Raw genomic sequence first — 23,868 nt, forward strand, 5'->3', positions numbered from 1 at the left:
TCACGACTAGCCACACCCCACCGTTGACGAGAACAGGGTGATCGACCGATTCAGGACGGATGCCGCAACATCGTCCTGAATCGGTCGACCGTCCTGAATCGGTCGGCGTGCAAACCGGCGGCCGGTGCGCGAGCGGTTACGAGCGGCGGATCCGCAGGGTCACGAGCTGGAACGGGCGCAGGGCGAGCCGCACCGAGCGGCCGTCGTGCGCGAAGCCCGCGGGGGCGTCGATCTCGCGCTCGATCAGGTCCGTCACGGTGACCCCGTCGACGTCGAAGTCGAGGGTCACCTCGGCCGCGGCGCGAGCGCCCTCGGACTCGTAGAGGCGCACGATCACGTCGCCGCTGCGGTCCTCGGCCAGCTTGACCGACTCCACGAGCACCGCCGGGTGGTCGACCCGCACGAGCGGCGCGACCGGACCTGGTGCCGAGCGCTCCGCGAGGTTGATCCGATAGCCGTCGCGGATCGCCGCGCGCACGTCGGCGCCCACTCGCACCGCGAGACCGATCGAGTGGCGGCCCTCGTCGGCGACCGGGTCGGGGAACGTCGAGCCGCGCAGCAGCGACACCCGCGCGGTCGTCGTGGTGCCGCCACCCGCCCGCGTGGAGCGCTGCGCGTCGTAGCCGTAACTCGACTCGTTGGCGATCGCGACCCCGAACCCCGGCTCGGCGACGTGCACCCACCGGTGCGCGCACAGCTCGAAGCGCGCGGCATCCCACGACGTATTCGCGTGGGTCGGACGCTGCACGTGCCCGAACTGGGTCTCGGCCGCGACCCGGTCGGCGTGCACGTCGAGCGGGAAGGCGAGCTTGAGGAACTTGCGCTTCTCGTGCCAGTCGATGTCGTTGTCGATCCACAGCGTCGCGTCGCCGGCGCGCAGGGTGAGCAGCTGCGTCACCTTCGACGTGCCGAAGGAGCGCTCGATCGTCAGCGAGACCGAGTCCGCGCCCTGCGACCCCGTGATCGCGTCGACCCCGGTCTCGTCGGTCGAGACGCGGGAGTAGTGCTCGTCGACATCCCACGCGTCCCACTGGTTCGGCAGGTCGCGGTGCAGCTGCAGCAGGTTGCCCGCCGCACCCGGTGCGATCGCCTCGCGCCCGGTCGCGACATCCACGAGCGAGACGATGAGGCCGCGCTCGTCGACGATGGCCCGCACGAGGCCGTTGTCGAGCACGTGCCCGTCGGAGGTCTGCGCCAGCGTCGCCGTGCCGTCGTGTACCACCCGCGGCGCCGCCGCCAAGGCGGGCACCCCATCGCGCGCGAACGGCGAGGCGTTCGCGACGTACTCGCCGCCATCGCCCGCGTCGAAGTGAGCGAGGGCCGCCCCGATCAGACCCTGCAGCTCGCGCTCGAGTCCGCGATTGTTCTCCTCGACCTCGCGGTGCACCCACGCGATCGACGTGCCGGGAAGGATGTCGTGGAACTGCTGCAGCAGCACCAGCTGCCAGATCCGCTCCAGGTCGTCGTACGGGTAGTCCGCACCGGTGCGCACGGCGGCGGTCGCCGCCCACAGCTCGAGCTCGCGGAGCCAGTGTTCGTTGCGACGGTTGCCCTGCTTCGTATAGTGCTGCGTCGTGTAGCTCGCGCGGTGCAGCTCGAGGTAGAGCTCGCCGCTCCACACCGGGGGCTGGGTGAGCTCGGCCTCGGCACGCTGGAAGAAGCGCTCCGGGGTGTCGATCTCCACCGTCGGCGAGCCCTCGAGCGAGGCCGTGCGGCGCACCGCCGCCATCATCTCGCGCGTCGGTCCGCCGCCGCCGTCGCCGAACCCAAACGGGAGCAGCGACACCGAGGCGTCCCGGTGATCGTGGAACGTGCGCTGCGCGCGACCGAGATCGGCCCCAGAGACTTCGCCCACATACGTGTCGGCCGGCGGGAAGTGCGTGAACAGACGCGTGCCGTCGATGCCCTCCCACAGGAAGGTGTGGTGCGGGAAGGTGTTGGTCTGGTTCCACGAGATCTTCTGCGTGAGGAACCACTCCGTGCCGGACGCCTTGATGATCTGCGGGATGGCGCCCGAGTAGCCGAACGTGTCGGGGATCCACGCCTCACGCGTGTCGACGCCGAACTCCTCCAGGAAGAAGCGCTTGCCCGCGACGAACTGCCGCACCATCGCCTCCGCGCCGGGCAGGTTCATGTCGGGCTCCACCCACATGCCGCCGACGGGGATGAACTGGCCGTTCGCCACCTTCGCTTTGATCCGCTCGTACAGCTCGGGGTAGCCGTCCTTCATCCACTTGAGCTGCTGCGCCGAGGAGCAGGCGAAGCGGAACTCCGGATCGGCATCCATCAGCGCCACCACGCTCGAGAACGTCCGTGCGCACTTGCGGATCGTCTCGCGGATCGGCCAGAGCCATGCCGAGTCGATGTGCGCGTGCCCGATCGCGACGACGTGGTGGCTGCTCGCCGAAGCGGGCAGGGCGAGGGCGGGGGCAAGAGCTTCGCGGCCGGCCGCGGCCGTCGCCGACACGTCGCAGGGGTCGACGACGTCGACCATCCGCTCGAGCGCGCCGAGAATGCGGTGCCGACGGGGCGACTCGATGGGCAGCTCCGCCATGAGCCCCCACAGGGTCCAGACGTCCTGCGTGAGCTCCCACACCGTGATGTCGAGCAATCCTGCGTCGCACTGCTGGAACACATAGAGCAGCTCGTCCCCCGCGGTGGACTTCTCGCCCAGCCCCGTGGCCTTCCAGGTCCAGTCGCCGGCGATGTTCGGGTTCGCCGCGCCCTCGACGTACAGATCGATGGCGCCGCCGCCCTCCTGCGGAACGGGAACATAGCTGCTGCGCGGATTGATCGACTTCACGGTCGTTCCGTCCGGGCGGTAGACGAGGCCCTCGACCTGGAAGCCGGGCCGGTCGTGCGTGAAGCCGAGGTCGATCACGAGCTCCACTCGCGTCGCGGCGTCGGTGCCGCGCAGCCAGTGCTCGGGGATCTGACCGGTCACGTGGAACCACGATGTCGACCACGCCTTGCCCCAGGTGCGGGGCAGCTCGATCGGCCGGTAGGACTGGCCGACGGCGTCCGCGAACGGCAGGGGTTCGTCGAGGTCGTCCCACACGCTGAGCGTGAGCGGCACGGTCTCGATATACAGCGCTGGAATGAGGGAATCGCGAACGAAGCGCTCGATTCGTCCTTCAGTGATCTTGCGGTTGTCGTGCATGGAATCTCCGGTGATTCAGGGGGTCGAGAAAAGTATGCGGGTAAGCGGTGGAAATTCCTACCGGGACGTCGTCGCAACCTCGTAGCATCGGATCATCATGAAGGAATCACCGCCGATTTCGACTGTTCACGTCGTCTTCAAGACCCACCTCGACCTCGGGTTCACCGACACCGCAGCGCGCGTCACCGACCGCTATGTGCACGAGTATCTTCCCGGCGCGATCGCCCTCGCCGAAGAGCTCGAACGCCGCGGGGGCGCAGCCCGGTTCATCTGGACGACCGGATCATGGCTGATCCACGAGGCCCTCCGCCTCGGCAGCGCCGACGAACGAGCCGCGCTCGAACGGGCGATCCGCGCGGGGCACGTGCGCTGGCACGGACTGCCCATGACCACGCACACCGAGCTCATGGACCCCGGCCTCGTCGAGCACGCCATCGCCATCGGCCGCCGTCTCGACGCGCGCTTCGGCGTGCACACGATCGCCGCGAAGATGACGGATGTCCCGGGCCACACGATCGGCCTCGTGCCGTTCCTCGGCCAGGCGGGGCTGGCATTCCTGCATCTCGGGGTGAACGACGCCTCGGCGGTGCCCGACGTGCCGGAGTTCTTCGTGTGGCGCGCGCCGGACGGGAGCGAAGTGGTCGTGAACTACGCGCAGAGCTATGGCGCGACCGAGCTCGGCGTCGCCGTGGTGCCGGGCGGCGGCGATGCGCTGCATCTGGCCCACACCGGCGACAACCAGGGGCCGCCGCCCGTGGCGGAGATCGAGGCGCTGTTCGCGCGGCTGCAGGCGGCCTATCCGGGCGCCCGGGTGATCGCCTCGACGCTCGACGCGTTCGGCGCCGCGGCAGTGGCCGCTCGGGCGCACCTGCCGGTCGTCGAGCAGGAGATCGGCGACTCGTGGATTCACGGCACCGCCAGCGACCCGGTGCTGACGGCCCGCCTGCGGGCGCTGCTGCGACTGCGCACCCAGTGGGTCGCCGCAGGCGTGCTCGTCCCAGGCACGCCCGAATGCGACGACTTCAGCGACGGACTCCTCCTCGTGCCCGAGCACACCTGGGGCGAGGACCTGAAGACCTACCTGCCCGACTACGTGAACTACGAGAAGGCCGACTTCCAGCGGGCCCGCGCCGCCGACACCGTCGACCCGGCGACGAACCCGGCCGAGTTCGACGGGTACGCGTGGGCCTACACCGAGCACCCCAGCCCGCAGGGCCTCTTCTACTCGGCGTACGAAGCGTCGTGGGCCGAGCAGCGCGCCCACCTCGACCGCGCCCTCGCCGCACTGTCGCCCGAGCGCCGCGCGGAAGCACAGGCGGCGATCGACGAGACCCTGCCCGCCGCGAAACCGAACGACCACGGCGGGATCCCCCTCGACCTCGCGGACACGCATACCCTCGGCGCGTACCGCGTGCGCTTCGGCGACGACGGCGCACTCGTCGGGCTCGCCGACGCGGACGGAGTGGAGTGGGCAGGGCCGCGGCATCCGCTCGCGTCGTATCGGTACCAGACCTTCGACGAACGCGACGAGGCGCGGTGGATGCGCGAGTACTGCCGCGATCTCGACGACACCGGCTTCTGGGCGGTGCCCGACCAGTCGAAGCCGGGACTCGCGATCGCCGAAACCCTGCCGGCAACGACGTTCGCGCCGCGCGTGGTCTCGGCACACCAGGTCAGCGAAGACGCCGGCTCGACGGTGGTCCTCCAGTTGGCACTGCCCGAGCAGGCCGCGGAGGAGTGGGGCGCCCCGCGCGACATCCGCCTCACCTATGCGTTTCCCGCGCAGCCCGGGCCGATCTCGATCACCCTCGACCTCTGCCGCAAGGACGCATCGCGCCTGCCCGAGGCCGGGTGGCTTGGATTCCGCCCTCGGACGAAGCCCGGCGAGTGGCGCCTCAGCAAGCTCGGCACCGCCGTCGACCCGCAGTCCGTCGTGCGCAACGGCGGCCGCAGCCTCCACGCCGTCGCCGAGATCAGCCACACCGCCGGGCGCCGGTTCTCGCTCCGCCCGCTCGATGCGGCGCTGGTCGCGGTCGGCCGGCCCGCCCTGCTGCGATTCGACAACGCGGTGCCCGACCCGGACGACGGATTCCACGTCAACCTGCACAACAACGTGTGGGGCACGAACTTCACGATGTGGTTCGACGACGACCTCCGCTTCCGCTTCGTCCTCGACCTCGCATGAGCGCCCGCCTCGTCACCAGCCCCCCGGTCGTGATGGCGCCGCGCACCGACGGATTCGAAGTCGTGTGGGGAGTGAACCGGCTGAGCCGCGGCTGGCTGGAGTGGGAGGATGCCGCGGGCTCGAGCGGTCTGGTCACCTCCGACGCGTTCGGCATGGTGCCGCAGGGCGACCGCGTCCTGCGGGTGCGCACGAGCGGTTGGCCCGCCGGCGCCGAGATGYGGGTGCGCGCGGTGACGGAGTCCGTCGCCGTGCCGCACGAGCGCCACGAGAGCGAGTGGAAGACGGTGCGCACGCTGGACGCGGCATCCGATTCCGCGCATTTCGCGGTCTGGAATGACACGCACCAGCACGACGACACCATCCGTGCGCTGCACGCGGCCACCCCCGAAGTCGATGTGCTGGTGTGGAACGGCGACCTCTGCAACGACTGGACCGACCCGGCGCTGTTCCTCCCGACCGTGCTGAGCCCGGCGGGGCTCGACGTGAGCAGCGGCCGCCCGCTCGCCGTGGTCATGGGCAACCATGACGTGCGCGGCACGTGGGCGTACCAGCTCGAAGACTTCGTGGCGACCCCCGATGGCCGGCCATTCACGGCGTTCCGGATCGGTCCCGTCGCCTGCGTCGTGCTGCACACGGGCGAGGACAAGCCCGACGACCACCCGACCTTCGAGGGTCGCGTAGCGTTCGAGCCGCTGCGCGCCGAGCAGGCCGAGTGGCTGCGCGAGGTCGCGGCGCGTCCCGGTTTTCGGGACGCCCCCTACCGCGTCGTGTTCTGCCACATCCCGCTGCGCTGGACCGAGGAGTCCTCCGTCGACTACGACGCCGGCGAATACGACCAGTTCAGCCGGAGGAGCCGGGATGCCTGGCACGACGCCCTGGTCGCCTGGGGTGCGCAGATCGTCGTGTCGGGTCACACGCACGAACCCGCCTGGCTCGAACCGACCCCCGAGTTCCCGTACGGTCAGCTCGTCTCCGGGGGACCCGAGGCCGATCCGGCCGGCGATGAGCCAGCGATGTGGATCGAGGGAGCGGCATCCGCGTCCGAACTCGTGCTCACCATGCGCGACCTCGCCGGCGGCGTCGTGCACGAGATCCGCCTCGCACCGTTGGCGTAGCCGTCTCGCGACGCGTCGTCGCCTTCCGTAGGCTTTTGACCATGGCTACTCCCCCGCTGCGCATCCAGACCGTGACAATCCCGGTCGCCGACCAGGACCGCGCGCTGACCTTCTACCGTGACGTCCTCGGCTTCGAGGTGCGCGCCGACAATTCCTTCGGCGATCAGCGCTGGCTCTCGGTCGCCCCGGCGGGCAGCTCGGTCGACTTCACCCTGCACCCGCCGTTCCCGGGTCAGGCCGGTCCGGGGTGGCAGCAGGGCATCGTGTTGCACACCGACGACATCACGGCCGCGGTCGCGATACTCCGCGACGCGGGCGTCGAGGTCGCCGACCCCGCGCGCCAGGGCTGGGGCGTGCAGGCGCAGTTCGCCGATCCCGACGGCAACGGGTTCGTGCTGCTCCAGCAGGGCGGCGAGTTCTAGGAACCGCCGCCGGCTACGCCGGAATGTCGCCGCGCCAGGCGCCGGTCTCGGTGCCCCAGGCCTCGATGAACTCCTTGAAGTTCTGCAGGTCCTTCTTCACCGCGTGCGAGCCGAGCCCGACCAGCGAGCCGACAGTCTCGAGCAGCCCGTCGGGCGCCCAGTCAAGCTGGACCGTCACCCGGCTGGAGTCGTCGGTCAGCTTGTGAAAGGTGACGACGCCGGCGTGGTCGGTGTCGCCGCCGGTGCTGGTCCAGGCGACCCGCTCGTCCGGGTGCTGCTCGGTGATCTCGGCGTCGAACTCGCGCTTCACCCCGCCGACGCGCACCTTCCAGTGCGTGTGGGTGTCGTCGAGCTGCGTGATCGACTCCACCTCGTCGAGGAACTTCGGAAAGCTCTCGAACTGCGTCCACTGGTTGTAGGCGGTGCGGACGGGGACGTCGACGTCGATGGACTCGATGATCTGCGCCATGGGGTGCTCCTCGCTGCGTGATTCGAATGGGTACGAATCCATTCAGCCGGAACGGATGCCTCGCCCCCTAGGGGTTGACAGCGCCGCCGGTCGGGTGCTCATTTCGCACGACCACGCCGCCCTTCATCACGAAGTCGATCGAGCGCAGCGCGGTGGGGCTCTCCAGCGGGTTCTCCGGGAGTGCGATGACATCGGCCCACGCGCCCTCCTGGATGCTCCCCGCCTGCGCCTGGATGCCGAGCCAGCGGGCCGGCGCGAGGGTCGCCGCGCGCAGGGTTGCCGGCGCGTCGAGACCCGCATCGTGCATGTGCTCGAGTTCGCGCACGACAGCGGTCGTTCCCTCGAAGGGCCAGAACGGGGGCATGTCGCTGCCGAGCAGGATGTCGACGCCCGCGTCGAGCGCGGCACGGAAGGACTCCAGGTGCCGCGGGCCCGCGTTGAGCGACCGCTCCTGCATCCACGCCGGCACGCCGAGTTCGTCGAAGAAGGATCCCGCACGGCTGACGATCAGCGTCGGCACGAGTGAGGTGCCGCTGCGGGCCATCGCCTCGCAGACCTCGGGGGTGAGCTCATAGCCGTGCTCGACGCAGTCGAGGCCGAGCCGCACCGCCTCGGCGATGACATCCGCGGGGCCGGCGTGCGCGGTCACCTTGCGCCCCCACGCATGGGCGATCTCGATCGCCGCGGCCATCTCGAGGGATGTGAGCTGCGGGGTCGAGATCGTCTCGTGCTCCCCCGCGATCCCGCCCGAGATCATCAGCTTGATCAGGTCGGCGCCCGCCTTGATCTGCGATCGCACGCCGCGCGCGAACTCGTCGGCCCCGTCGCATTCCAGCGTGTCATCCGACCCGCTGCCGTGCCCGCCGGTGCAGGCCAGGGCTCGCCCGGCCGTGTAGATCCTCGGGCCCTCGACACGGCCTGTCTCGATGGCATGGCGCAGCGCGAAATCCGCGTGGCCCTTCTCCGCGACGCAGCGCACGGTCGTCACCCCATTGTGCAGGGTGCGGCGCGCTCCGTCAGCCATGTACAGCGCGAGGGAGGCGGCATCCATCGCCTCGACTTCGGCGCCGCCCGCACCCGGGAGCGAGAGCGAGAAGTGGGTGTGCATGTTGATGAGGCCGGGCGCGAGGTAGGCGTCGCCGAGGTCGAGCACCGGGTGCCCCGCGACGCCGGAGCCGTCGTCCGTCGTGATCGCCGAGATCACCCCGTCGCGCACGTGCACGGCGAGCCCTGTCCTGACCCGCCCATCGCCGACGTCCACGAGCCGGAGGTTGCGCAGCGTGGCGCTGCCTGTCGTGGGGAATCCCGTGATCACGCTCATGGGAAGCGATCATGTCATGGCTCGACCTGACTCCAACGGAGCATCGGTCGCTGAGCGCGGAGCATCGGTCGCTGAGCTTGTCGAAGCGTCCGATGCTCGCCCGGACCCTTCGACAAGCTCAGGGACCGGGCTCCCCGAACCGCCGCTGCACGTCGGCATACCCGATGGCGCCGTCGAGGAATCCGAGGGTGCCGGTGTCGAGCAGCTCTCGCCCCGCATGCTCGACCACGCTGAGAGCAGCCCTCGCCAGGCTGCCGCCCACGCTGACCCGCCTGACGCCGAGCGAGAAGAGCGTGGGAGCGGCGATGATGTTCGAGGTGAGCCCGGCGACGACGTTGAGCGGTGCCGGAATGGCGGCGGCGAGGCGGCGGATGGTGTCCTCGTCGTTCACGCCCGGCACGAAGATGCAGTCCGCCCCCGCCTCGATGTACCGCAGCGCACGCTCCACGGTCTCGGCGAACGGATCGCCGGTCGTGCCGGCGAAGTAGCTGTCGGTCCGGGCATTCAGCACGAAGGTGCCCGATGGCGCTGCCGCCCGTGCCGCAGCGAGACGGTCCGCGGCTTCGTCGATGCCGAACAGGCCGCCGGCGACGGCATCCTCGATGTTGGCGCCCACCACTCCGACATCGACGGCCCGCGCCACCGTGCGGCCGACGTCTTCGGCCGTGTCGCCGTAGCCGGCCTCGAGATCCGCGCTCACCGGAACGCGCACGGCGGCCACGATCCGACCGACGTGCTCGAGCATCGTGTCGAGGTCGAGCGCCCCGCCGTCGGGAACACCGCACGACCAGGCGATGCCGGCACTCGTGGTGGCGATGGCGGGGAAGCCGACCTGCTCGAGGATGCGAGCGGTCCCGGCATCCCACGCATTCGGAATCACGAAGCCGGGTCCGGCGTGCAGGGCGAGGAGGGCGGTGGCCCGTTCGATGGTCATGAAGTCACCCTGGCATCGAACCGTGCTCCCGGACCCTTCGACAAGCTCAGGGGCCGGTCGACAAGCTCAGGGGCCGGGCTGAATCACTCCGGGGCGCTCTGCCACCGAGTGTGGTCCTCGCGGCTATGCGCCAGCGGGAAATGGGCAATAGGCGCCGGCCGCGAGGCCGCGCCCACTCGGGGCGGCTTACAAAGGGCGCTGTCGAGCACCTCGAGGGCCGTCCGGTAGGTCGTGGGGAGGTCGGTCGCGTGAAGCCACTCGACCCACACTTCGTCGGCCTGGATCTCGCGCACCGTCGCCACGACGAGTCGCGCGTCACCTGGCCCGTAACGCTTGTTCAGGATCTGCCAGCTGCCCGCATCGATGCGGGCCAGCACGAAGACGTCGGGACGCGACAGGCGATTGATGGTCGGCGGCTTGTAGGGCGGGGCGAGCTTCATGCTGTGGGCTTGTCCATGTCTCTCGTGAGAGGGCGGGGCCGCGCTGTGCGCGGCCCCGCCCATTCGATTCCGATCAGTACCCGGAAACGTTCTCGCGCGCGGCCGGCACCTGATTCTTGACCTCAGCCGCAGCATCCTTCGCCTGTCCCGTGACCTCGGCGGCGGCATCCTGCGTCTGCGCCTTCACCGTTTCGGCCGAGTCCACGGCGACGTCCTTCACGGCGGCCGCGGCGTGCTGCACCGGCTCCTTGAGGTTCGCGCCGATGTCCTTCGCGACGTCGGCGACCTCGTCGATGAGCGGCTGCGCCTGGTCCTTGACCTCCGCGGCGACCTTCTTCTCCTTCGCCGAGGCGGGGACGAGGGATGCCGCCAGCAGGCCCACCCCGAAGGCGATCAGTCCGACGGCGAGGGGGTTGCCCTCTGCCTTGGCGACCACCTTGTCCTTCGCATCGACGACGTGCTCGGCGACGGAGGATCCGGCATCCGAAATCGCCTCGCCCGTGTCGTCGGCGGCGCCCATGACCTTGTCGCGCACCGATCCCAGTGCATGCTTGACCTTGTCGGCCTGGCGGTCGACGATCTTGGACGGCGACACCTTGTCGGCGAGCGCGTCGACGTCGCCGCCGAGCTCACGCCGGGTTTTCTCGATGTCGGCACGAATCTGGTCAGGTGAATCGGTCATCGGTTCTCCTCATTCCTCTTCAATGTTTCGGGGATCTCTTTGAGGGTCTCCACGGTCTGCGGAGCCCCATTCACTTCCTTCAGCCGGTTGCGGCCGACGAGGTACAGCACGAGCGCGATCGCCGCCCAGATGAGCGCGACCACGACGCCCGCCCATCCGCCGCCGATGCCGGTCGCCAGCCACCACCACAGCGCGACGGACAGGAAGAACACCGCCATCAGAGCGCCGTACCCTGCGCCGCCGAGCAGGCCGCCCGCCTTGGCGGTGCGCGTTGCGGAGACCTTCAGCTCGGCCTTGGCGAGCTCCAGCTCCTGACGCATCAGGGTGGAGATGTCCCGGCTGACCTCAGCGAGCAGGTCGCCGAGCGAGGTCGTCGCGGCCTTGGTCTCAGAAGGTGTCGGATCGGTCATCGCGGCCACCCTCCGAGCGAAGTGCATCGCCGTACGCGGCGGTGGACTGGGCGTAGAKGGGGGTCTCCCCCTCCGCGATCGTCACCGCGGGAGTCGTCGCGCTCGGCGTCCGCCACGCGTCCACCGCCGGCGGGCTCGTGCGCGCTGCCGCGTTCGTGCGGGCGGCTGCGGCCTCGCTGTCGGCGGCTGCATTGGCCGCGAGGGCCCGCGTCAGACGACCGAACGCGATGCCGGCGATGGCTGCGCCGATGATGAACGTGCCCGGCTTGCGCCGCGCATACCGCTTGACCTCCGTCAGGACGGCACCCGCGTCGCGGTCACCCAGCCATGTCGCCGCTCCGGAGAGGCGTCCGGACAGCTGCTGGACGATGTCGGTGGCGACACCCGAATTCGCCGCGCCTGCCGAGTTCGCCGCCATCGCGCGCAGCTCCGCGCCGACCGACTTCAACCCGGCGGCGATGCGCTGCTGCTGGGTGTTCGCCTGCTCCTTCAGCTCCTGCTGCGTCTGCGCATACAGGTCCTTCGCCTGGTACTTGGCTTCGCCGAGGACGACGGATGCCTCGTCCTTGACGGTCGCTGCCACATCCTTCGCCTGCTCGACAGCGGTGTCTTTCAGGTCGACGGCTTCGTGCTTTGCGGCGTCGACCGTCGAGGTGTCGCCGTATGCGACATCCGATCCGGTCTGCGGAATCGGCTCATAGTTCTCCGGCATGATGCCCCTCTCTCGAGTGCCGGTCGGGAGACCGGCGTCCCCCTTTCCTACGTCAATACGGCGATACCGGACTGGGCCTTGCCAAGAGCACCGCAGTGTGCAAGCGGAGGTCGTCGAGGCCCTGCGAGGGGCGGGCCGTGTGCGCCGGGAGAGTACGGCGGCGAGTGGGAACGCACAACCCCACTGACCGAGAAGATCGGGCGCGACATCATGGGGTGATGATGACGTTGTACTTCACAGGACAGTCCGTGCTGGTGGCCGACGACGTCTGCGACGCGCTCCTCCGCTACGCCCAAGCCCTCGCCGAGACCCAGGGCTCCGATGTCGTCACCGTGCCGGTGCTCACGGACGAGGGTGAGAGCGTCACGGCAGAGTTCCTGCTCGGACCGGCCAGCCAGCTCTATGCGACGGTCGCCGGCGACGACATCAGCGACCACAGCCACGCCGACGTCGTCGAAGAACTCGCTCGCCGCATGCGGCTGCTGCACCCGGCAGCCGTCATCGTGCCGGTCGAGGACGGGCCACGTGCGGGGTTCGATCCCGACCTCGAGTGAGGCGGTTCAGCCTGCCCCTCGGGCGTCGTCGACGACAGCCAGGATGGCGTCGATGACGAGTTGGGGGTCGGCTTCCTCGACGGCATGACCGGTGGTCACGACGATCTGCGTGGCGCGGGGGCTGAGGACGAGCCACCCCTTCTGCTCGTCGACATTCGCCACCATGCCTCGCCGCGCGGAAGCATCCTGCTCCGCAGCGATCTCGTCGGTCGAGTAGTGGTTGGAGATGATGGTGACCGGGATGTCGCCGATCAGCCGCCGCGCCGCCCAGGCGTCCTTCTCCACCTGCAGGAAGTCGCGCTGCTCCAGGTTCTCCGGATTGTCGGGGCGAGTCTCATCGATGATCTCCTGCGGCGGGTCGAGGAAGGGCGCCCCGGTGTCGACGAACACCATCCCCGCCACGTCATCGGGGTGCGTCTCCGCGTAGCCGGCGGTGATGTAGCCGCCACCGGAGGTGCCCACGAGGACGAACGGACTGGTCTCCCCTGCAGCATCGAGCCAGTCCTCCAGGTCGCCGACGAGGTCACTGAGCTGACGAGGGCCCGGAGCAGGATCGCTGTCTCCGAGGCCCGCGCGGTCGTAGACGCACGTCCGCGTCACCGCGGCGAGGTCATGCTCGGCGAATCCGTACGACCCGGTGTTGTCACCGTCGCCGCTCTCCAGGATCACGGTCGGCGAGCCGGCACCGGAGCAGCGGACGTACATGGCCCGGCCGTCCGGCAGCGTCACCGTGCCACCCGTCGCCAGGTCCCGCACGCCGTCTCCGACCGAGGGTCCAGGGCTCGGGGCGGCGTTCTGACTGCACCCCGCGAGAGCGGCTGCCGCGACGAGGAGGGCACCGAACACGGATGCCCCAAACCTCCGTTGCTGGTGTCGAAGGCTCCGTACCGGACGCCCCTCCACGGGGCCAGTATGAGAGCCGAAGCGGGCCCGCACAAGAGCATGGTTCGGCGCGACGAATCAGGCGACTGGCGTGTGCGTCAGGACGGCATTCCAGAGCGGCATCAGCCGCGCCGCGATGATGGGCTGGAGAGGCTCGGCATCGAGGTGAGCCCGTCGATAGGCGCCGGGCGGCACGCCGTAGATCCGGGAGAAGCGTCTCGACATGTGGAACTCATCGGTGAACCCGCTCCCCCTCGCGATCTCAGCCAGCAGCATCGACGTTCGCTGCAGCGATACCGCAACGCGTCCGAGCCGGATGAGCTCCAGCGCACCGGCAGGTCCCACGCCGTACCGATCATGGAAGGAGCGCGAGAGGTGCCCTGCCGACACCCCGACGGCGCTCGCGAGTTCGGCTATTCCGACGATCCGGATGCCGCCCTCCAGCCACGTCCCTCTGACGTACTCCGCAACGCGGTCCGAGAGGGATGCCGCGGCTCCTTGCCGCGGCACGACGGGACCGGAGAGGAAGAGCTCGAGCATCAGGCCGATGACTTGTCCGCTTCGAATCGGGGCGATCTCCTCGCCGGCCGAGCCGATGGCGAACAGGCTGTCAGCGAGCGCAGCCAACGGCGGACACTCCGACATCGCGCGGGTCCTCGCCCACGCCGATGCATCGACTTCTGGGGGGAGATCGAAGTGCACGAACGCATGCGAGCTCGGGCGTGCGGCATCCCACACCCACCGCTCGGCCACCCCATGGGGCGCGAGTGCCATCACGCCGGGGATGAGCCGGTGCGTCTCGGTCACTCCGCCCCCGGACCCGAGGATCTCCCACGTCGCGGAGCCTTCCCGCAGCCAGACGAACTCGTGGGACGTCATGACTCGCGGTCCGAAGATCTCACCGGGTGCGTACCGGGCGATGTTGACGAGTGAGCGAACCTCGACGGACGTCGTGACAAATGTCATGGATATACATGTTATTGCTTCGATGATCCATTGGATCCGGCAGGTCCTGCTCATATCGTTGGCTCTTGGAACTCTGGCAGGATCGCGAGGATGCATCCCGCGAATGGAAGGAAGATACATGTCAACGATGACGCCGTTCCGCGCATCAGTGCCGATGCACGACCGCGTGGATGATGAATTCCGCGCCCAGTACGAACGCGACGGCTTCGCGGTGCTGTCGTCCGCGCTGACCGCCGCAGAGGTGGAGGCGCTCAACGCGGAGGCTGTGCAGATCTGCCGGCACACTCCCCTGCCGAACGGCGCCGTTCTCACCGAAGCCTCGGACGACGACGTGCTGCGCAGCTTTCTGTGCATCCACTACCCGCACAAGATCTCCCCCCTCGCTGCAGCAGCGCTGCACGAGGAGCAGATCGTCGAGGCGCTCACCGCTGTCATCGGACCCAACGTGAAGGCGATGCAGTCGATGCTCTTCGTCAAGTCCGAGGGCAAGCCGGGTCAGGCCTGGCACCAGGATGAGCACTTCATCCCGACTCGTGACCGCTCCCTCACCGCGGCGTGGATCGCCCTCGACGACGCCAATCTCGACAACGGGTGCCTCTGGGTGATTCCCGGTTCGCACCGGCGCGGCGTGCTCTACCCCGACCGCGATCAGGACGATCCCGAGTACGACTGCACGGAAGAGGCCTACGGCTTCCCCTATACCGAAGCCGACGCCATCCCGGTCGAGATCCCGGCCGGCGCCGCGCTCATCTTCAACGGGTACCTGCTGCACCGATCTCTCAAGAATTCCGGCACGCGCGGCTACCGCCGAGCCCTCGTCAATCACTACATGAGCGCCGAGTCGCTGCTGCCCTGGCGCAATGAGGCCGAGGGCCGCCACGTCGGCGAAGCCGACTTCCGCGACATCGTCTTGGTCGCCGGCGTCGACCCCTACGCCTACAAGGGCATCCGCGACATCTCCACCCCGCATGCCCGCGGCGACAAGGACGGCGGCTGCGACCGATGACGCCATCCACCGCTGTCACCCGGCGCGCTCTCGTGGTGCGCGGCGGCTGGGATGGTCACATGCCGGTCGAGACCACGAATCTGTTCATCCCCTTCCTCGAAGCGCACGGGTTCGAGGTGCGTGTCGAGGAAGGCACGGTGGTGTACACGGATGCCGGTTACCTCGCCACGGTCGACCTCATCGTGCAGATCAACACGATGAACACGATCGAGCCGGAGGAGCTGGCGGGGCTGCAGGCTGCCGTCCTCAACGGGACCGGGATGGCGGGCTGGCACGGCGGCATCGCCGACTCGTACCGCAACAGCGCGGACTATCTGCACATGATCGGCGGGCAGTTCGCCCATCACGCGGCGAAGCATCCCGATGAACGCACGGGCGACGGCACCGATGTCTTCATTCCGTACACGGTGCACATCACCGAGCTCGGGCGGCGGCATCCGATCACCGCGGGGATCGACGACTTCGACCTCGTCACCGAGCAGTACTGGGTGCTCAGCGACGAGTACAACGACGTCCTCGCGACGACGACGCAGGAGGCGCGTCCCTGGGATGCCTGGAACCGGCCGGTGACCGCCCCCGCGATCTGGACCCGGCAGTGGGGCAAGGGGCGGATCTTCGTCTCGGCACCGGGCCACCAGCTCGACGTGGTCGAGAACCCGAATGTGCGCACGATCATCGAGAGGGGCCTGCTGTGGGCAGCCCGCTGAGGATCGGAGTCGTCGGGGTCGGTGTCATCTCTGACCAGTACTTCGCCCAGTTCCCGAACCTTCCCGGCCTCCGCCTCGCAGCGGTCGCCGACCTCGATCTGGCGCGCGCGGCAGCCGTCGCCGACGCCCAGGGAACCCGGGCGCTGAGCGTCGATGAGCTGCTCGCGGATCCAGGCATCGATGCGGTGCTGAACCTGACCATCCCGGCGGCTCATGCCGACATCGCGCTGCGGGCGCTGGATGCCGGCAAGCATGTCTACGGCGAGAAGCCGCTGGCCCTCACGACCGCAGAAGCCGCGGAGGTGCTCGCGCGCGCCGCCCAGACCGGCCTCCGCGTCGGCAGCGCCCCCGACACCGCGCTCGGCACGGGCATCCAGACTGCCCGCGCCGTTCTCGACGGCGGGCGGATCGGCGACCCCGTCGGCGCCGCCGTGCACTGGGTCTCTCCCGGACATGAGGTGTGGCATCCGTCCCCCGCGTTCTATTACCAACCCGGCGGGGGGCCGCTCTTCGACATGGGGCCGTATTACCTGACCAGCCTCGTGACGCTCTTCGGGGCCGTTCGCCGGGTGTCCGGGGCGGTGAGTCGCTCGACCCGCGAGCGGACGATCGCCACCGGCCCGAACGCCGGAGCGATCGTCGATGTCGACGTCGACACGCACGTGACCGCCCTGCTCGAGCACGTCAACGGCGCCACCAGCACCGTCACCGTCAGCTTCGAGGTCTGGGCGACCCGGATGCCGTTCTTCGAGGTCTACGGGACGGCGGGGACGATCGCGATGCCCGATCCGAATGCGTTCTCCGACACGGTGTCCGTTGCCACCGCCGACACGCGCGAGTGGGTAGAGGTGCCCGCCGAGGCCGGCTATGTGGATGCCGGCCGCGGATTCGGACTCGCCGACATGGCCCGCGCCATCGAGACGGGCCGGCCGCACCGCGCGTCCGCCGAGCTCGCGTTCCATGTGCTCGAGATCATGGAATCGATCATCACCGCGGGGCGCGAGCACCGCGTCATCGAACTCACCAGCACCGCGTCTCGACCCGCCCCGGTCGCCCGCGGCAGCAGACCGGAGAACTGGTGACCTCGGACGGAGCATCCAGAACATGACCGAAGCGAACACCCTGCGCGTGCTGGTGTGGGGCGAGAACCAGCACGAGAAGAACGACCCCCGCGTGCAGGAGCTCTACCCGGACGGCATGCACGAGACCATCCGAGCGGGCATCGAGTCCCTTCTCGGGGCCACCGCGACGGTGCAGACGACCACCCTCGACGAACCCGAGCACGGGCTCACCCAAGACGTGCTCGACAGCACCGACGTGCTGATCTGGTGGGGACACATCGCACACGATGATGTCGCCGACGCGATCGTGGATCGCGTGCAGGAGGCGGTGCTCTCCGGCATGGGTCTGATCGCCCTGCACTCGGCGCACTTCTCGAAGATCTTCCGACGGCTGATGGGCACCAGCTGCACCCTGCGCTGGCGGAACGCGGATGACCGCGAACTGCTCTGGACCGTCGATCCGACCCATCCGATCGCCGCCGGCGTGCCGCATCCGCTCGTCCTGGACCAGCATGAGATGTACGGCGAGTTCTTCGATATCCCCGCCCCCGACGAGCTCATCTTCATCAGCACGTTCACCGGCGGGGAGGCCTTCCGCAGCGGCGCCACGTTCCGGCGCGGCTACGGCAAGATCTTCTATTTCAGTCCGGGCGATCAGGACTACCCGATCTACCACCACCCGGACGTGCAGCGCGTGATCGCGAACGGCGTCACCTGGGCGGCGCCCGCGTCCCGGCGAACGCCGCAGCTCGCCCGGTACCAGTCCGGTGACTTCTTCACCGGCGAGCACCCCTGGCCAAAAGAGCGCTTCGGCGGCACCACCACATGACGGCGTTCCGCACCCTGCCCGATGACGGCGCCCGGCTGCGCGCCATCGTGGTGGGGGCCGGGCCCATGGGTCAAGGGTGGCTGCAGGTTTTGAACGCCTCCGACCAAATCGACACGGTGGGTCTCGTCGACCTCAACCTCGATGCCGCTCGCGCGGCGGCGCCCGGCCTGCCGGTCGCGACCAGCATCACCGAGCTGATCGAGACGGTGGATGCCGATGTCGTGGTGAATGTGACGGTTCCGGTCGCCCACCATGCGGTCTCCTCCGTAGCGCTCCGGGCCGGCCTGCCCGTCCTGTCGGAGAAGCCCCTCACCCCGACCGTCGCCGAGGGGCTGTCGCTGGCGGCGACATCCGCGCACACCGGCGAGCTGCTGATGGTCAGCCAGTCCCGCCGTTATTACCGGTCGATCACTCAGTTCCGCGAGGCCGTCCGCGGCCTCGGCAGGGTGGGCGCCGTCACCGCGGAGTTCTTCCAGGCACCGCACTTCGGCGGCTTTCGGGACGAGATGGCGCACCCGCTGCTGATCGACATGGCGATCCACCACTTCGACACCTTCCGCTACCTGACGGGCGATGAACCGGTGTCGGTCTACTGCGATGAGTTCAATCCGGCCTGGAGCTGGTACCGGGGCGACGCTGCTGTCACCGCCCACTTCGTCACGGCGAGCGGGGCACGGTTCGGCTACACCGGCTCCTGGTGCAGCCCCGGCCTGAACACCTCATGGAACGCGCAGTGGCGAGTCAGCGGCGAGCGCGGCAGCGCGCTCTGGGACGGCGAGGCCATGCCGACCTGGGAGGCCGACGCAGACCTGAAACCAGCCGACCCGGGGGTCATCCCGGAGGAGTTCGCCGGGTCGCTGGCCGAGTTCATCGGGTCGCTGCGGACCGGCGCACTCCCTGACGGACATGCGGCGAGCAACGTGCGCAGTCTTGCCATGGTCGAGGCCGCCATCGAGTCAGCCTCGACCGGCACCCGCGTCTCGATCCCCGACGTCATCGACCGAGCGCTCGCCCAAGCGATCGACGTCGAGGCGGATCCCGACACCGCGAGAGTGCTCCGGCGGTGGCAGCGCGACGGGGTGGGTGCGGGGTCCTGGATCTAGTCGGGCAAGGCCGCGAATCCGAATTCGCGGCCCCGCCCTCTTGCTAGCGTCCGGCCAACGTCACGACGACAGCAACGGCTCCGAGCGCGGGAACCGACAGCTCGAAGCTTCCCTCGCTGACCGAGACGTCGTCGGATGTCGAGCCCAGCATGGATGCGGCGACGATGCGCTCCGCTCCGGCCAGGTGAACGCCCACGGTGACCGGCTCGGTGACGACGGACTGGAACCGGCAGAGCATTCTTCCGTCGTCTATCCAGGTCCGGTCGATGAGCCGGACTCCGTCATGGTCGATGTTCATCGTGGTCGTTCGCTGCTCCTGCCCCGGTCCCGCTGCGAGCGAGGTGGCGAGCACGCCCCGGATCGGCTGGACGATGGGGCTGGCGATCGCAGCGGCGTGGCCGGCCGCGTCATCGGGTGAGCTGACGGCAGCCCCGCCCACGGCGTAGCGGAACTCCATATCGAGCCCCTGCTGCAGCGGATAGTTGGTGTCCCACTGGTTATTGTGCACCCAGGAGAACACCGTGCTGGGCTCGGGCGTGGCCAGCGTGGGCGGGAACGGCAGGTAGGGAAGGGCGATGTCGCCGATCTGAACGAGCGGGGCGTCCACGACGACGAGTGCCGCTGATTCGGTGCCGCTGCTGAGCGAGACCCAGTGCCGGATCGCATGCATGTAGTGCACGGAGCCCGGCACCTGCTCGATATCAGTGCCGATTACGGAGCCGGAGACCTCGCTGCGAATGACCGGTCGATCGATCTTGAAGGGGAACGCGAAGAAGCCCGCCTCCTTCTCGAACGTTTCGCCCTTCTTGACGCGGTTCGTCACCTGCAGCACGGCACTGTCCGTTGCGAGATCCAGCCTGGTGGTGATCTCGTTGTCGCCGCACCGGGTTCGGTAGGTGAGTGACTGCCCCAGCGCATCCGAGCCGAACTGGACTTCGAAGGCGCCCTGATTCACGAGTCGTCTGCTCAGCAGGCTGAGCTCATCGTCGAGGACGAGACTGTGCCCGCTCATGTGGTTGACCTTCGACGCGGTCGCATAGGTGTCGTAGACGTAGGCGTTGAAGCCGAAGGCCGATCCGTCGTCGACGAGATTGCGTGCTTCCGCCTTGAGCAGGATCTCCGAGAGCGCGCCCTTGGCGATGTCGAGGCTCACTCTCACGTGCTCGTTCTCGATCACGGCCGTCCGGCCATCGGCCGAGAGCACGCCCGTGCCGACCGGCGAGGAAACGAGCACGCCGGACGACTGCGGAACATCGAAGTCAGGAGATTCCGCGAAGTACGGGGCACGGATCTGAACCCGGTCCTTCTTCGTCACGCGGATTCGTTCGAAGCCCAGCCCCGGAATGTCCTCGACGCGGAAGACGAGGAATCGGCCGGCCTCCCGGTGGTACGGATTGGTCTGCGGGATCTCGCGGTGGGGAATGCCCTCGCCGGTGCGCGGGTCGGACAGCTCGACCACCGTCTCCAGACTCGCCGCCGACTCGGGGAGGAAGACTGCCACTTCGCCGGTCCGCGGGTGCGCCTGAGTGTTCACCGCCCAGATGCTCGCGTCGCCGTCGCCGGGGTGGCCGAGCTGCTCGGCCAGGCGAACCGAGATGTCGTCTTCGAGGAGCAGCACCTCCTGCTGGGCCTGCTGCACGCGGGAGAACTTCCAATGCCACTGGGCTTCCTGCGAGCTGGTCCCCTCATCGCCCCACGTCCACGGGTTGGCTGCGCCCCAGGTGTGCTCGTCGAACAGCGCGATTCCGCTCCACGCCTCCCGTACCGACTTCTCCACGTCGGCCCCCGGGTGCTCGGGCAGGAGGGTGGCGAGCGTCTCGATCTGGGTCAGCTTGTTCTGCGCCTGGCGGGCGAGCTGCATGCCGTGCGCGCTGGAGCCTGCGCCATCCGCCCACCAGTTGTGCCAATCGCCCCCGAACTCCGGCAGGCCATCGCCGAGGGTGGCTTCAGCCTGGGTGAAGAAGGCTTCATTGGTGCTCATCTGGAGCTGGGGATACGCCCACTTGTCGTTCCAATCCGCCACCGTCTCGGAGATCCGACGGTTGGCGGGTGCGTTGTCGGCGAGCCGGCCCTGCACCCGGAAGTGCACGATGTCGTGCGGGTACGGCTGCCGCGTCCAGGACGGCTTGCTCAACCCGAACCCGAAGGCCTTCTCATCGAACGGCCACGGGTTCACCTCCAACGAGCTCATGTAGAGCGGAAAGAGGTCATCGACCATGTCATAGGACTGCGAGAAGCCGATGTAGGCGCCTTCCTGATATGCCAGGCCATGACCGGAATCCGTCATCCAGGTGAGCACCCGGCCGCCGTTGTGCGCGCGCAGCCAGAACAGCTGCGGCATCTCCTCGGCGTCACGGAGATGCGGAGCAGAACGGCCGGCCCAATTGTGCGCCACCGAGAGATACTTCACCTTGTTGTCGGCCAGCGCATCGACGAAGCCGGACACCACCCCGGGAACATCCGTCTGCATCGCCACCGGGATCTCCACCCCGTAGCGCTCCCGCACCTGCTGCGTGTAGCGGAACAGCTCGTAGAGCTCCGGCGTCGATGCCGTCTCGGTCGCCATGTTGTAGGGCGCCGCCGTCAACTCGATGTTCCCCAGCCGCACCTGGTCGATGAAGCGGTCGATGGTTCGCCCCGTGCGGTGCTTTTCCCAGAGCTGGAAGGTGTGCAGGGATTCGACGACCCATTTGAACTGCCTGTCGGTCGGCCCGGAAGCGGTGTCCTCGACGTGCTCGAGCGCGGTGTCGAGGAACGAGACCTGCTCACGGAGAACCCGAGGCTGCGGATCGGTGTAGCCGATATCGAGATGCGAGTGGTGCACCAGATGAACCTGCCACTTGCGTGCGGGCCGGGCGTCGAGGAGGATCTCGCCGAACTCAGGAGCCTCGGGGAGAACGACGCGGATGGTCGTGGGCTCGTCGATCTCGGGAAAGTAGACCCGCACTCCCTGCGTGTGCGGCTCTGCCCGCGACAGGAACCATCGCCCGTTCACGCCGACCCGGGCGGTCGTGATGGGGAACGGCGCCTGAATGCGGATGGGCTGCGCGGCACCGTCGATCCGTGCATTGCTGTCCGCGTCTTCGACGGCAGGAAACATGCCCGGCCGGGCGAGCATCGGCTCAGCGATGACTCGGATCGTCCGACCGCCGGCGGTGAGGGTCTGGAGTGTCCGATCACGCAGGCTCTTGAAGGCCCACGACGGGGAGAAGGCGACTTCCTTGCTGGTGGGCTTTCTGAGATTCGACACGACGAATAGTCCTTTGATGACGCGAGAAGGCTGATGTGGAGAGTGCGGATGCCGACGGCTACAGGTTCGCGGTGAGACCGCTCTTGAAGTACCGCTGGAAGATGAAGAAGATGGCGACGGTGGGTATCGAGACGACCAGAGCCATGGCGAGTGTCGCCGGCTGTCCCACGGTGGAGTCCTTCCCCTGCAGACCCGTCAGCGCGGCCATGACCGGTTGCGTCTCTGGGCTGATGGCGAGTGTGATCGCGAAGAAGAGCTCGTTCCAGATCGCGATGAACTGGAAGACGAGTGCGGCAGCCATCGCCGGCCGCACCAGCGGAAGGTAGATGCTCCACAGCATCCGCCACCACCCCGCGCCGTCGATTCGGGCCGCCTGGCTGAGCTCGATGGGCAGCGTCGCCATGAAGTTCCTCGTCAGGAAGAACCCGAACGGAATGCAGATGGCGGTGTACACGATGATCAGGGCGGGCTTGGTGTCGTAGATTCCGAGACCGATGGACGCCTGGTACAGAGGAATGGCGAACGCCTGCAGCGGGAGAAGTGTTCCGACGTAGATCAGCCAGAACCACGTCTTGGGGCGCTTCACCGGCATGATGATCACGGCGAAGGCTGCCAGCGTCGCGATGCTCACCGAGAGAAGTGTGGCGACGGCGGCATAGATCAGGCTGTTCGTCGCAGCCATCGTGAAGTTGCCGGCTTCCCATCCTCGCGCGATATTCCCGAACAGCCCGAAGCCACCGGGGAACCACACGGGCTTTCCCGTGTAGTCCTCGAGGGGCGTCATGGCGTTCACCAAGACCAGGTAGGTCGGAATCAGCCATCCGATCGAGACGATGGTGACCAGTATCCCCACGATGAGAGAGCCAGGGCTCATCTTCCTGACATGCGTCGTGGTCATGACTCGTTTCCAATCTGACGGCGAAGGTAGATCCAGGACGCCGCGAGCACGATCACCGTGAGGAAGATCGCGATCGCTGAGCCCACGGCGGGATCGAAGAGCAGGAACGTCTGCCGATACATGGAGAGGGCCAGCACCTCGGACTGGCGACCTGGGCCACCCCGGGTCAGCACGTAGACGATGTCGAACGTTCGAAGAGCGTTCGCGATCGTGAGTCCGACCACGACGGCCGTCACCGCGCGAAGCTGCGGAAAGATGATGGAGATGAAGCGCCGGAACCCGGCGGCGCCATCCAGCGCCGCCGCTTCCAGCGTGTCGCGCGGGATCGTCTGCAGCCCGACCATGAACAGGACGACGTTGACTCCGGTGCCGTTCCAGGTGGCGACGAGGATCCCCGCGATCACGTTGGACGGCCAGTGCAGGAGCCAGGCTTGGTCCAGGGCACCCAACCCGAAGAAGTTCAGGGCCTGCGAGATCGAGCCCCCCGTCTGGAACATCATGTATCCGACGATGCCGACGGCGGTCCCGGAGAGGGCATAGGGGATGACGACGGCCAGTCGCGCGACCGATCCGAGACGCATCGAGTCCGTTGCGACCGCGATGGCGAGCCCGAGGCAGACCGGCAGCAGGAGCGACCCGACGACCCAGATGAGCGTGTTCACCACCGAGCCCAGAAGTGCCGGGTCGGTGAACAGCTGGACGTAATTGTCCAGGCCCACGAAGCCCTCACCGACATTGCCGAAGAAGGATCTGACCAGCGTG

At 68.4% G+C, this 23,868-nt stretch carries 22 protein-coding genes; 9 read left to right on the plus strand and 13 right to left on the minus strand.

What is annotated here, in order from left to right:
- Positions 1 to 136: 136 nt before the first annotated feature.
- Positions 137 to 3,160, minus strand: a complete 3,024-nt coding sequence (locus tag ACXJ3V_RS19270) for an alpha-mannosidase (RefSeq protein WP_457101966.1) — start codon at positions 3,158 to 3,160, stop codon at positions 137 to 139.
- Positions 3,161 to 3,257: 97 nt separating this feature from the next.
- Between ACXJ3V_RS19270 and ACXJ3V_RS19275 the strand changes: the two genes are divergently transcribed.
- Genes ACXJ3V_RS19275 through ACXJ3V_RS19285 form a run of 3 tightly spaced genes read left to right on the plus strand, consistent with a single transcriptional unit; the run spans position 3,258 to position 6,882 of the window.
- Positions 3,258 to 5,345 carry a DUF5054 domain-containing protein gene (locus ACXJ3V_RS19275; RefSeq protein ID WP_457101967.1) on the plus strand — a complete coding sequence of 696 codons (2,088 nt, stop codon included), beginning with the start codon at positions 3,258 to 3,260 and terminating at the stop codon, positions 5,343 to 5,345.
- Positions 5,342 to 6,460, plus strand: coding sequence for a metallophosphoesterase family protein (locus ACXJ3V_RS19280; protein ID WP_457101968.1), 1,119 nt, complete (start codon positions 5,342 to 5,344; stop codon positions 6,458 to 6,460). The genes ACXJ3V_RS19275 and ACXJ3V_RS19280 overlap by 4 nt, the downstream gene beginning before the upstream one ends.
- A 41-nt stretch (positions 6,461 to 6,501) precedes the next feature.
- Positions 6,502 to 6,882, plus strand: a complete 381-nt coding sequence (locus ACXJ3V_RS19285; RefSeq protein ID WP_457101969.1) for a VOC family protein — start codon at positions 6,502 to 6,504, stop codon at positions 6,880 to 6,882.
- Positions 6,883 to 6,895: 13 nt separating this feature from the next.
- Here the strand turns inward: ACXJ3V_RS19285 and ACXJ3V_RS19290 are convergent, their stop codons facing one another.
- From ACXJ3V_RS19290 to ACXJ3V_RS19320, 7 genes are all read right to left on the minus strand, one after another.
- Positions 6,896 to 7,351 (minus strand): SRPBCC family protein, encoded by a 456-nt coding sequence (locus tag ACXJ3V_RS19290; protein WP_457101970.1) that lies wholly within the window; start codon positions 7,349 to 7,351, stop codon positions 6,896 to 6,898.
- A 67-nt stretch (positions 7,352 to 7,418) separates the two neighbouring features.
- Positions 7,419 to 8,672 carry an amidohydrolase family protein gene (locus ACXJ3V_RS19295; protein ID WP_457101971.1) on the minus strand — a complete coding sequence of 418 codons (1,254 nt, stop codon included), beginning with the start codon at positions 8,670 to 8,672 and terminating at the stop codon, positions 7,419 to 7,421.
- Between the two features lie 118 nt (positions 8,673 to 8,790).
- Positions 8,791 to 9,606 carry an isocitrate lyase/PEP mutase family protein gene (locus ACXJ3V_RS19300; protein WP_457101972.1) on the minus strand — a complete coding sequence of 272 codons (816 nt, stop codon included), beginning with the start codon at positions 9,604 to 9,606 and terminating at the stop codon, positions 8,791 to 8,793.
- A gap of 83 nt (positions 9,607 to 9,689) precedes the next feature.
- Positions 9,690 to 10,046 carry a hypothetical protein gene (locus tag ACXJ3V_RS19305; protein WP_457101973.1) on the minus strand — a complete coding sequence of 119 codons (357 nt, stop codon included), beginning with the start codon at positions 10,044 to 10,046 and terminating at the stop codon, positions 9,690 to 9,692.
- Positions 10,047 to 10,119: 73 nt separating this feature from the next.
- The gene (locus ACXJ3V_RS19310; protein ID WP_457101974.1) at positions 10,120 to 10,728 is read right to left on the minus strand and encodes a DUF3618 domain-containing protein; all 609 of its coding nucleotides are present in this window, start codon (positions 10,726 to 10,728) and stop codon (positions 10,120 to 10,122) included.
- Positions 10,725 to 11,138, minus strand: a complete 414-nt coding sequence (locus tag ACXJ3V_RS19315) for a phage holin family protein (RefSeq protein WP_457101975.1) — start codon at positions 11,136 to 11,138, stop codon at positions 10,725 to 10,727. The genes ACXJ3V_RS19310 and ACXJ3V_RS19315 overlap by 4 nt, the downstream gene beginning before the upstream one ends.
- The gene (locus ACXJ3V_RS19320; protein WP_457101976.1) at positions 11,116 to 11,850 is read right to left on the minus strand and encodes a hypothetical protein; all 735 of its coding nucleotides are present in this window, start codon (positions 11,848 to 11,850) and stop codon (positions 11,116 to 11,118) included. The genes ACXJ3V_RS19315 and ACXJ3V_RS19320 overlap by 23 nt, the downstream gene beginning before the upstream one ends.
- A 218-nt stretch (positions 11,851 to 12,068) precedes the next feature.
- On the opposite strand from ACXJ3V_RS19320, the gene ACXJ3V_RS19325 reads away from it, so the two are divergent.
- Complete coding sequence (locus ACXJ3V_RS19325) at positions 12,069 to 12,404, plus strand: hypothetical protein (RefSeq protein ID WP_457101977.1); 336 nt, start codon at positions 12,069 to 12,071, stop codon at positions 12,402 to 12,404.
- Between the two features lie 6 nt (positions 12,405 to 12,410).
- Here the strand turns inward: ACXJ3V_RS19325 and ACXJ3V_RS19330 are convergent, their stop codons facing one another.
- Together ACXJ3V_RS19330 and ACXJ3V_RS19335 are read right to left on the minus strand one after the other, a co-directional pair.
- Positions 12,411 to 13,250 (minus strand): alpha/beta fold hydrolase, encoded by an 840-nt coding sequence (locus tag ACXJ3V_RS19330; RefSeq protein WP_457101978.1) that lies wholly within the window; start codon positions 13,248 to 13,250, stop codon positions 12,411 to 12,413.
- A 114-nt stretch (positions 13,251 to 13,364) separates the two neighbouring features.
- A complete protein-coding gene (locus ACXJ3V_RS19335; protein ID WP_457101979.1) occupies positions 13,365 to 14,252 on the minus strand; it encodes a helix-turn-helix transcriptional regulator in 888 nt (295 codons plus the stop codon).
- Positions 14,253 to 14,370: 118 nt separating this feature from the next.
- Between ACXJ3V_RS19335 and ACXJ3V_RS19340 the strand changes: the two genes are divergently transcribed.
- The 5 genes from ACXJ3V_RS19340 to ACXJ3V_RS19360 are packed head-to-tail and all read left to right on the plus strand — an operon-like array spanning position 14,371 to position 18,958.
- Positions 14,371 to 15,258, plus strand: a complete 888-nt coding sequence (locus tag ACXJ3V_RS19340) for a phytanoyl-CoA dioxygenase family protein (protein ID WP_457101980.1) — start codon at positions 14,371 to 14,373, stop codon at positions 15,256 to 15,258.
- Complete coding sequence (locus ACXJ3V_RS19345) at positions 15,255 to 15,965, plus strand: ThuA domain-containing protein (RefSeq protein WP_457101981.1); 711 nt, start codon at positions 15,255 to 15,257, stop codon at positions 15,963 to 15,965. Before ACXJ3V_RS19340 ends, ACXJ3V_RS19345 begins: the two co-directional genes overlap by 4 nt.
- A complete protein-coding gene (locus ACXJ3V_RS19350; protein ID WP_457101982.1) occupies positions 15,950 to 17,047 on the plus strand; it encodes a Gfo/Idh/MocA family protein in 1,098 nt (365 codons plus the stop codon). The genes ACXJ3V_RS19345 and ACXJ3V_RS19350 overlap by 16 nt, the downstream gene beginning before the upstream one ends.
- Positions 17,048 to 17,069: 22 nt before the next feature.
- Positions 17,070 to 17,855 carry a ThuA domain-containing protein gene (locus ACXJ3V_RS19355; protein ID WP_457101983.1) on the plus strand — a complete coding sequence of 262 codons (786 nt, stop codon included), beginning with the start codon at positions 17,070 to 17,072 and terminating at the stop codon, positions 17,853 to 17,855.
- A complete protein-coding gene (locus tag ACXJ3V_RS19360; RefSeq protein ID WP_457101984.1) occupies positions 17,852 to 18,958 on the plus strand; it encodes a Gfo/Idh/MocA family protein in 1,107 nt (368 codons plus the stop codon). Before ACXJ3V_RS19355 ends, ACXJ3V_RS19360 begins: the two co-directional genes overlap by 4 nt.
- A 43-nt stretch (positions 18,959 to 19,001) precedes the next feature.
- On the opposite strand, the gene ACXJ3V_RS19365 is transcribed toward ACXJ3V_RS19360, so the two are convergent.
- From ACXJ3V_RS19365 to ACXJ3V_RS19375, 3 genes are all read right to left on the minus strand, one after another.
- On the minus strand, positions 19,002 to 22,208 hold the full coding sequence (locus ACXJ3V_RS19365; protein WP_457101985.1) for a glycoside hydrolase family 38 N-terminal domain-containing protein: 3,207 nt from the start codon (positions 22,206 to 22,208) through the stop codon (positions 19,002 to 19,004).
- A gap of 58 nt (positions 22,209 to 22,266) precedes the next feature.
- Entirely contained in the window at positions 22,267 to 23,106 is an 840-nt protein-coding gene (locus tag ACXJ3V_RS19370) for a carbohydrate ABC transporter permease (protein ID WP_457101986.1), read from the minus strand.
- A partial coding sequence (locus ACXJ3V_RS19375; protein WP_457101987.1) for a carbohydrate ABC transporter permease occupies positions 23,103 to 23,868 on the minus strand: 766 nt, incomplete at its 5' end. The genes ACXJ3V_RS19375 and ACXJ3V_RS19370, both read right to left, overlap by 4 nt.

The organism is Microbacterium sp. P5_E9 (genome assembly GCF_054049175.1).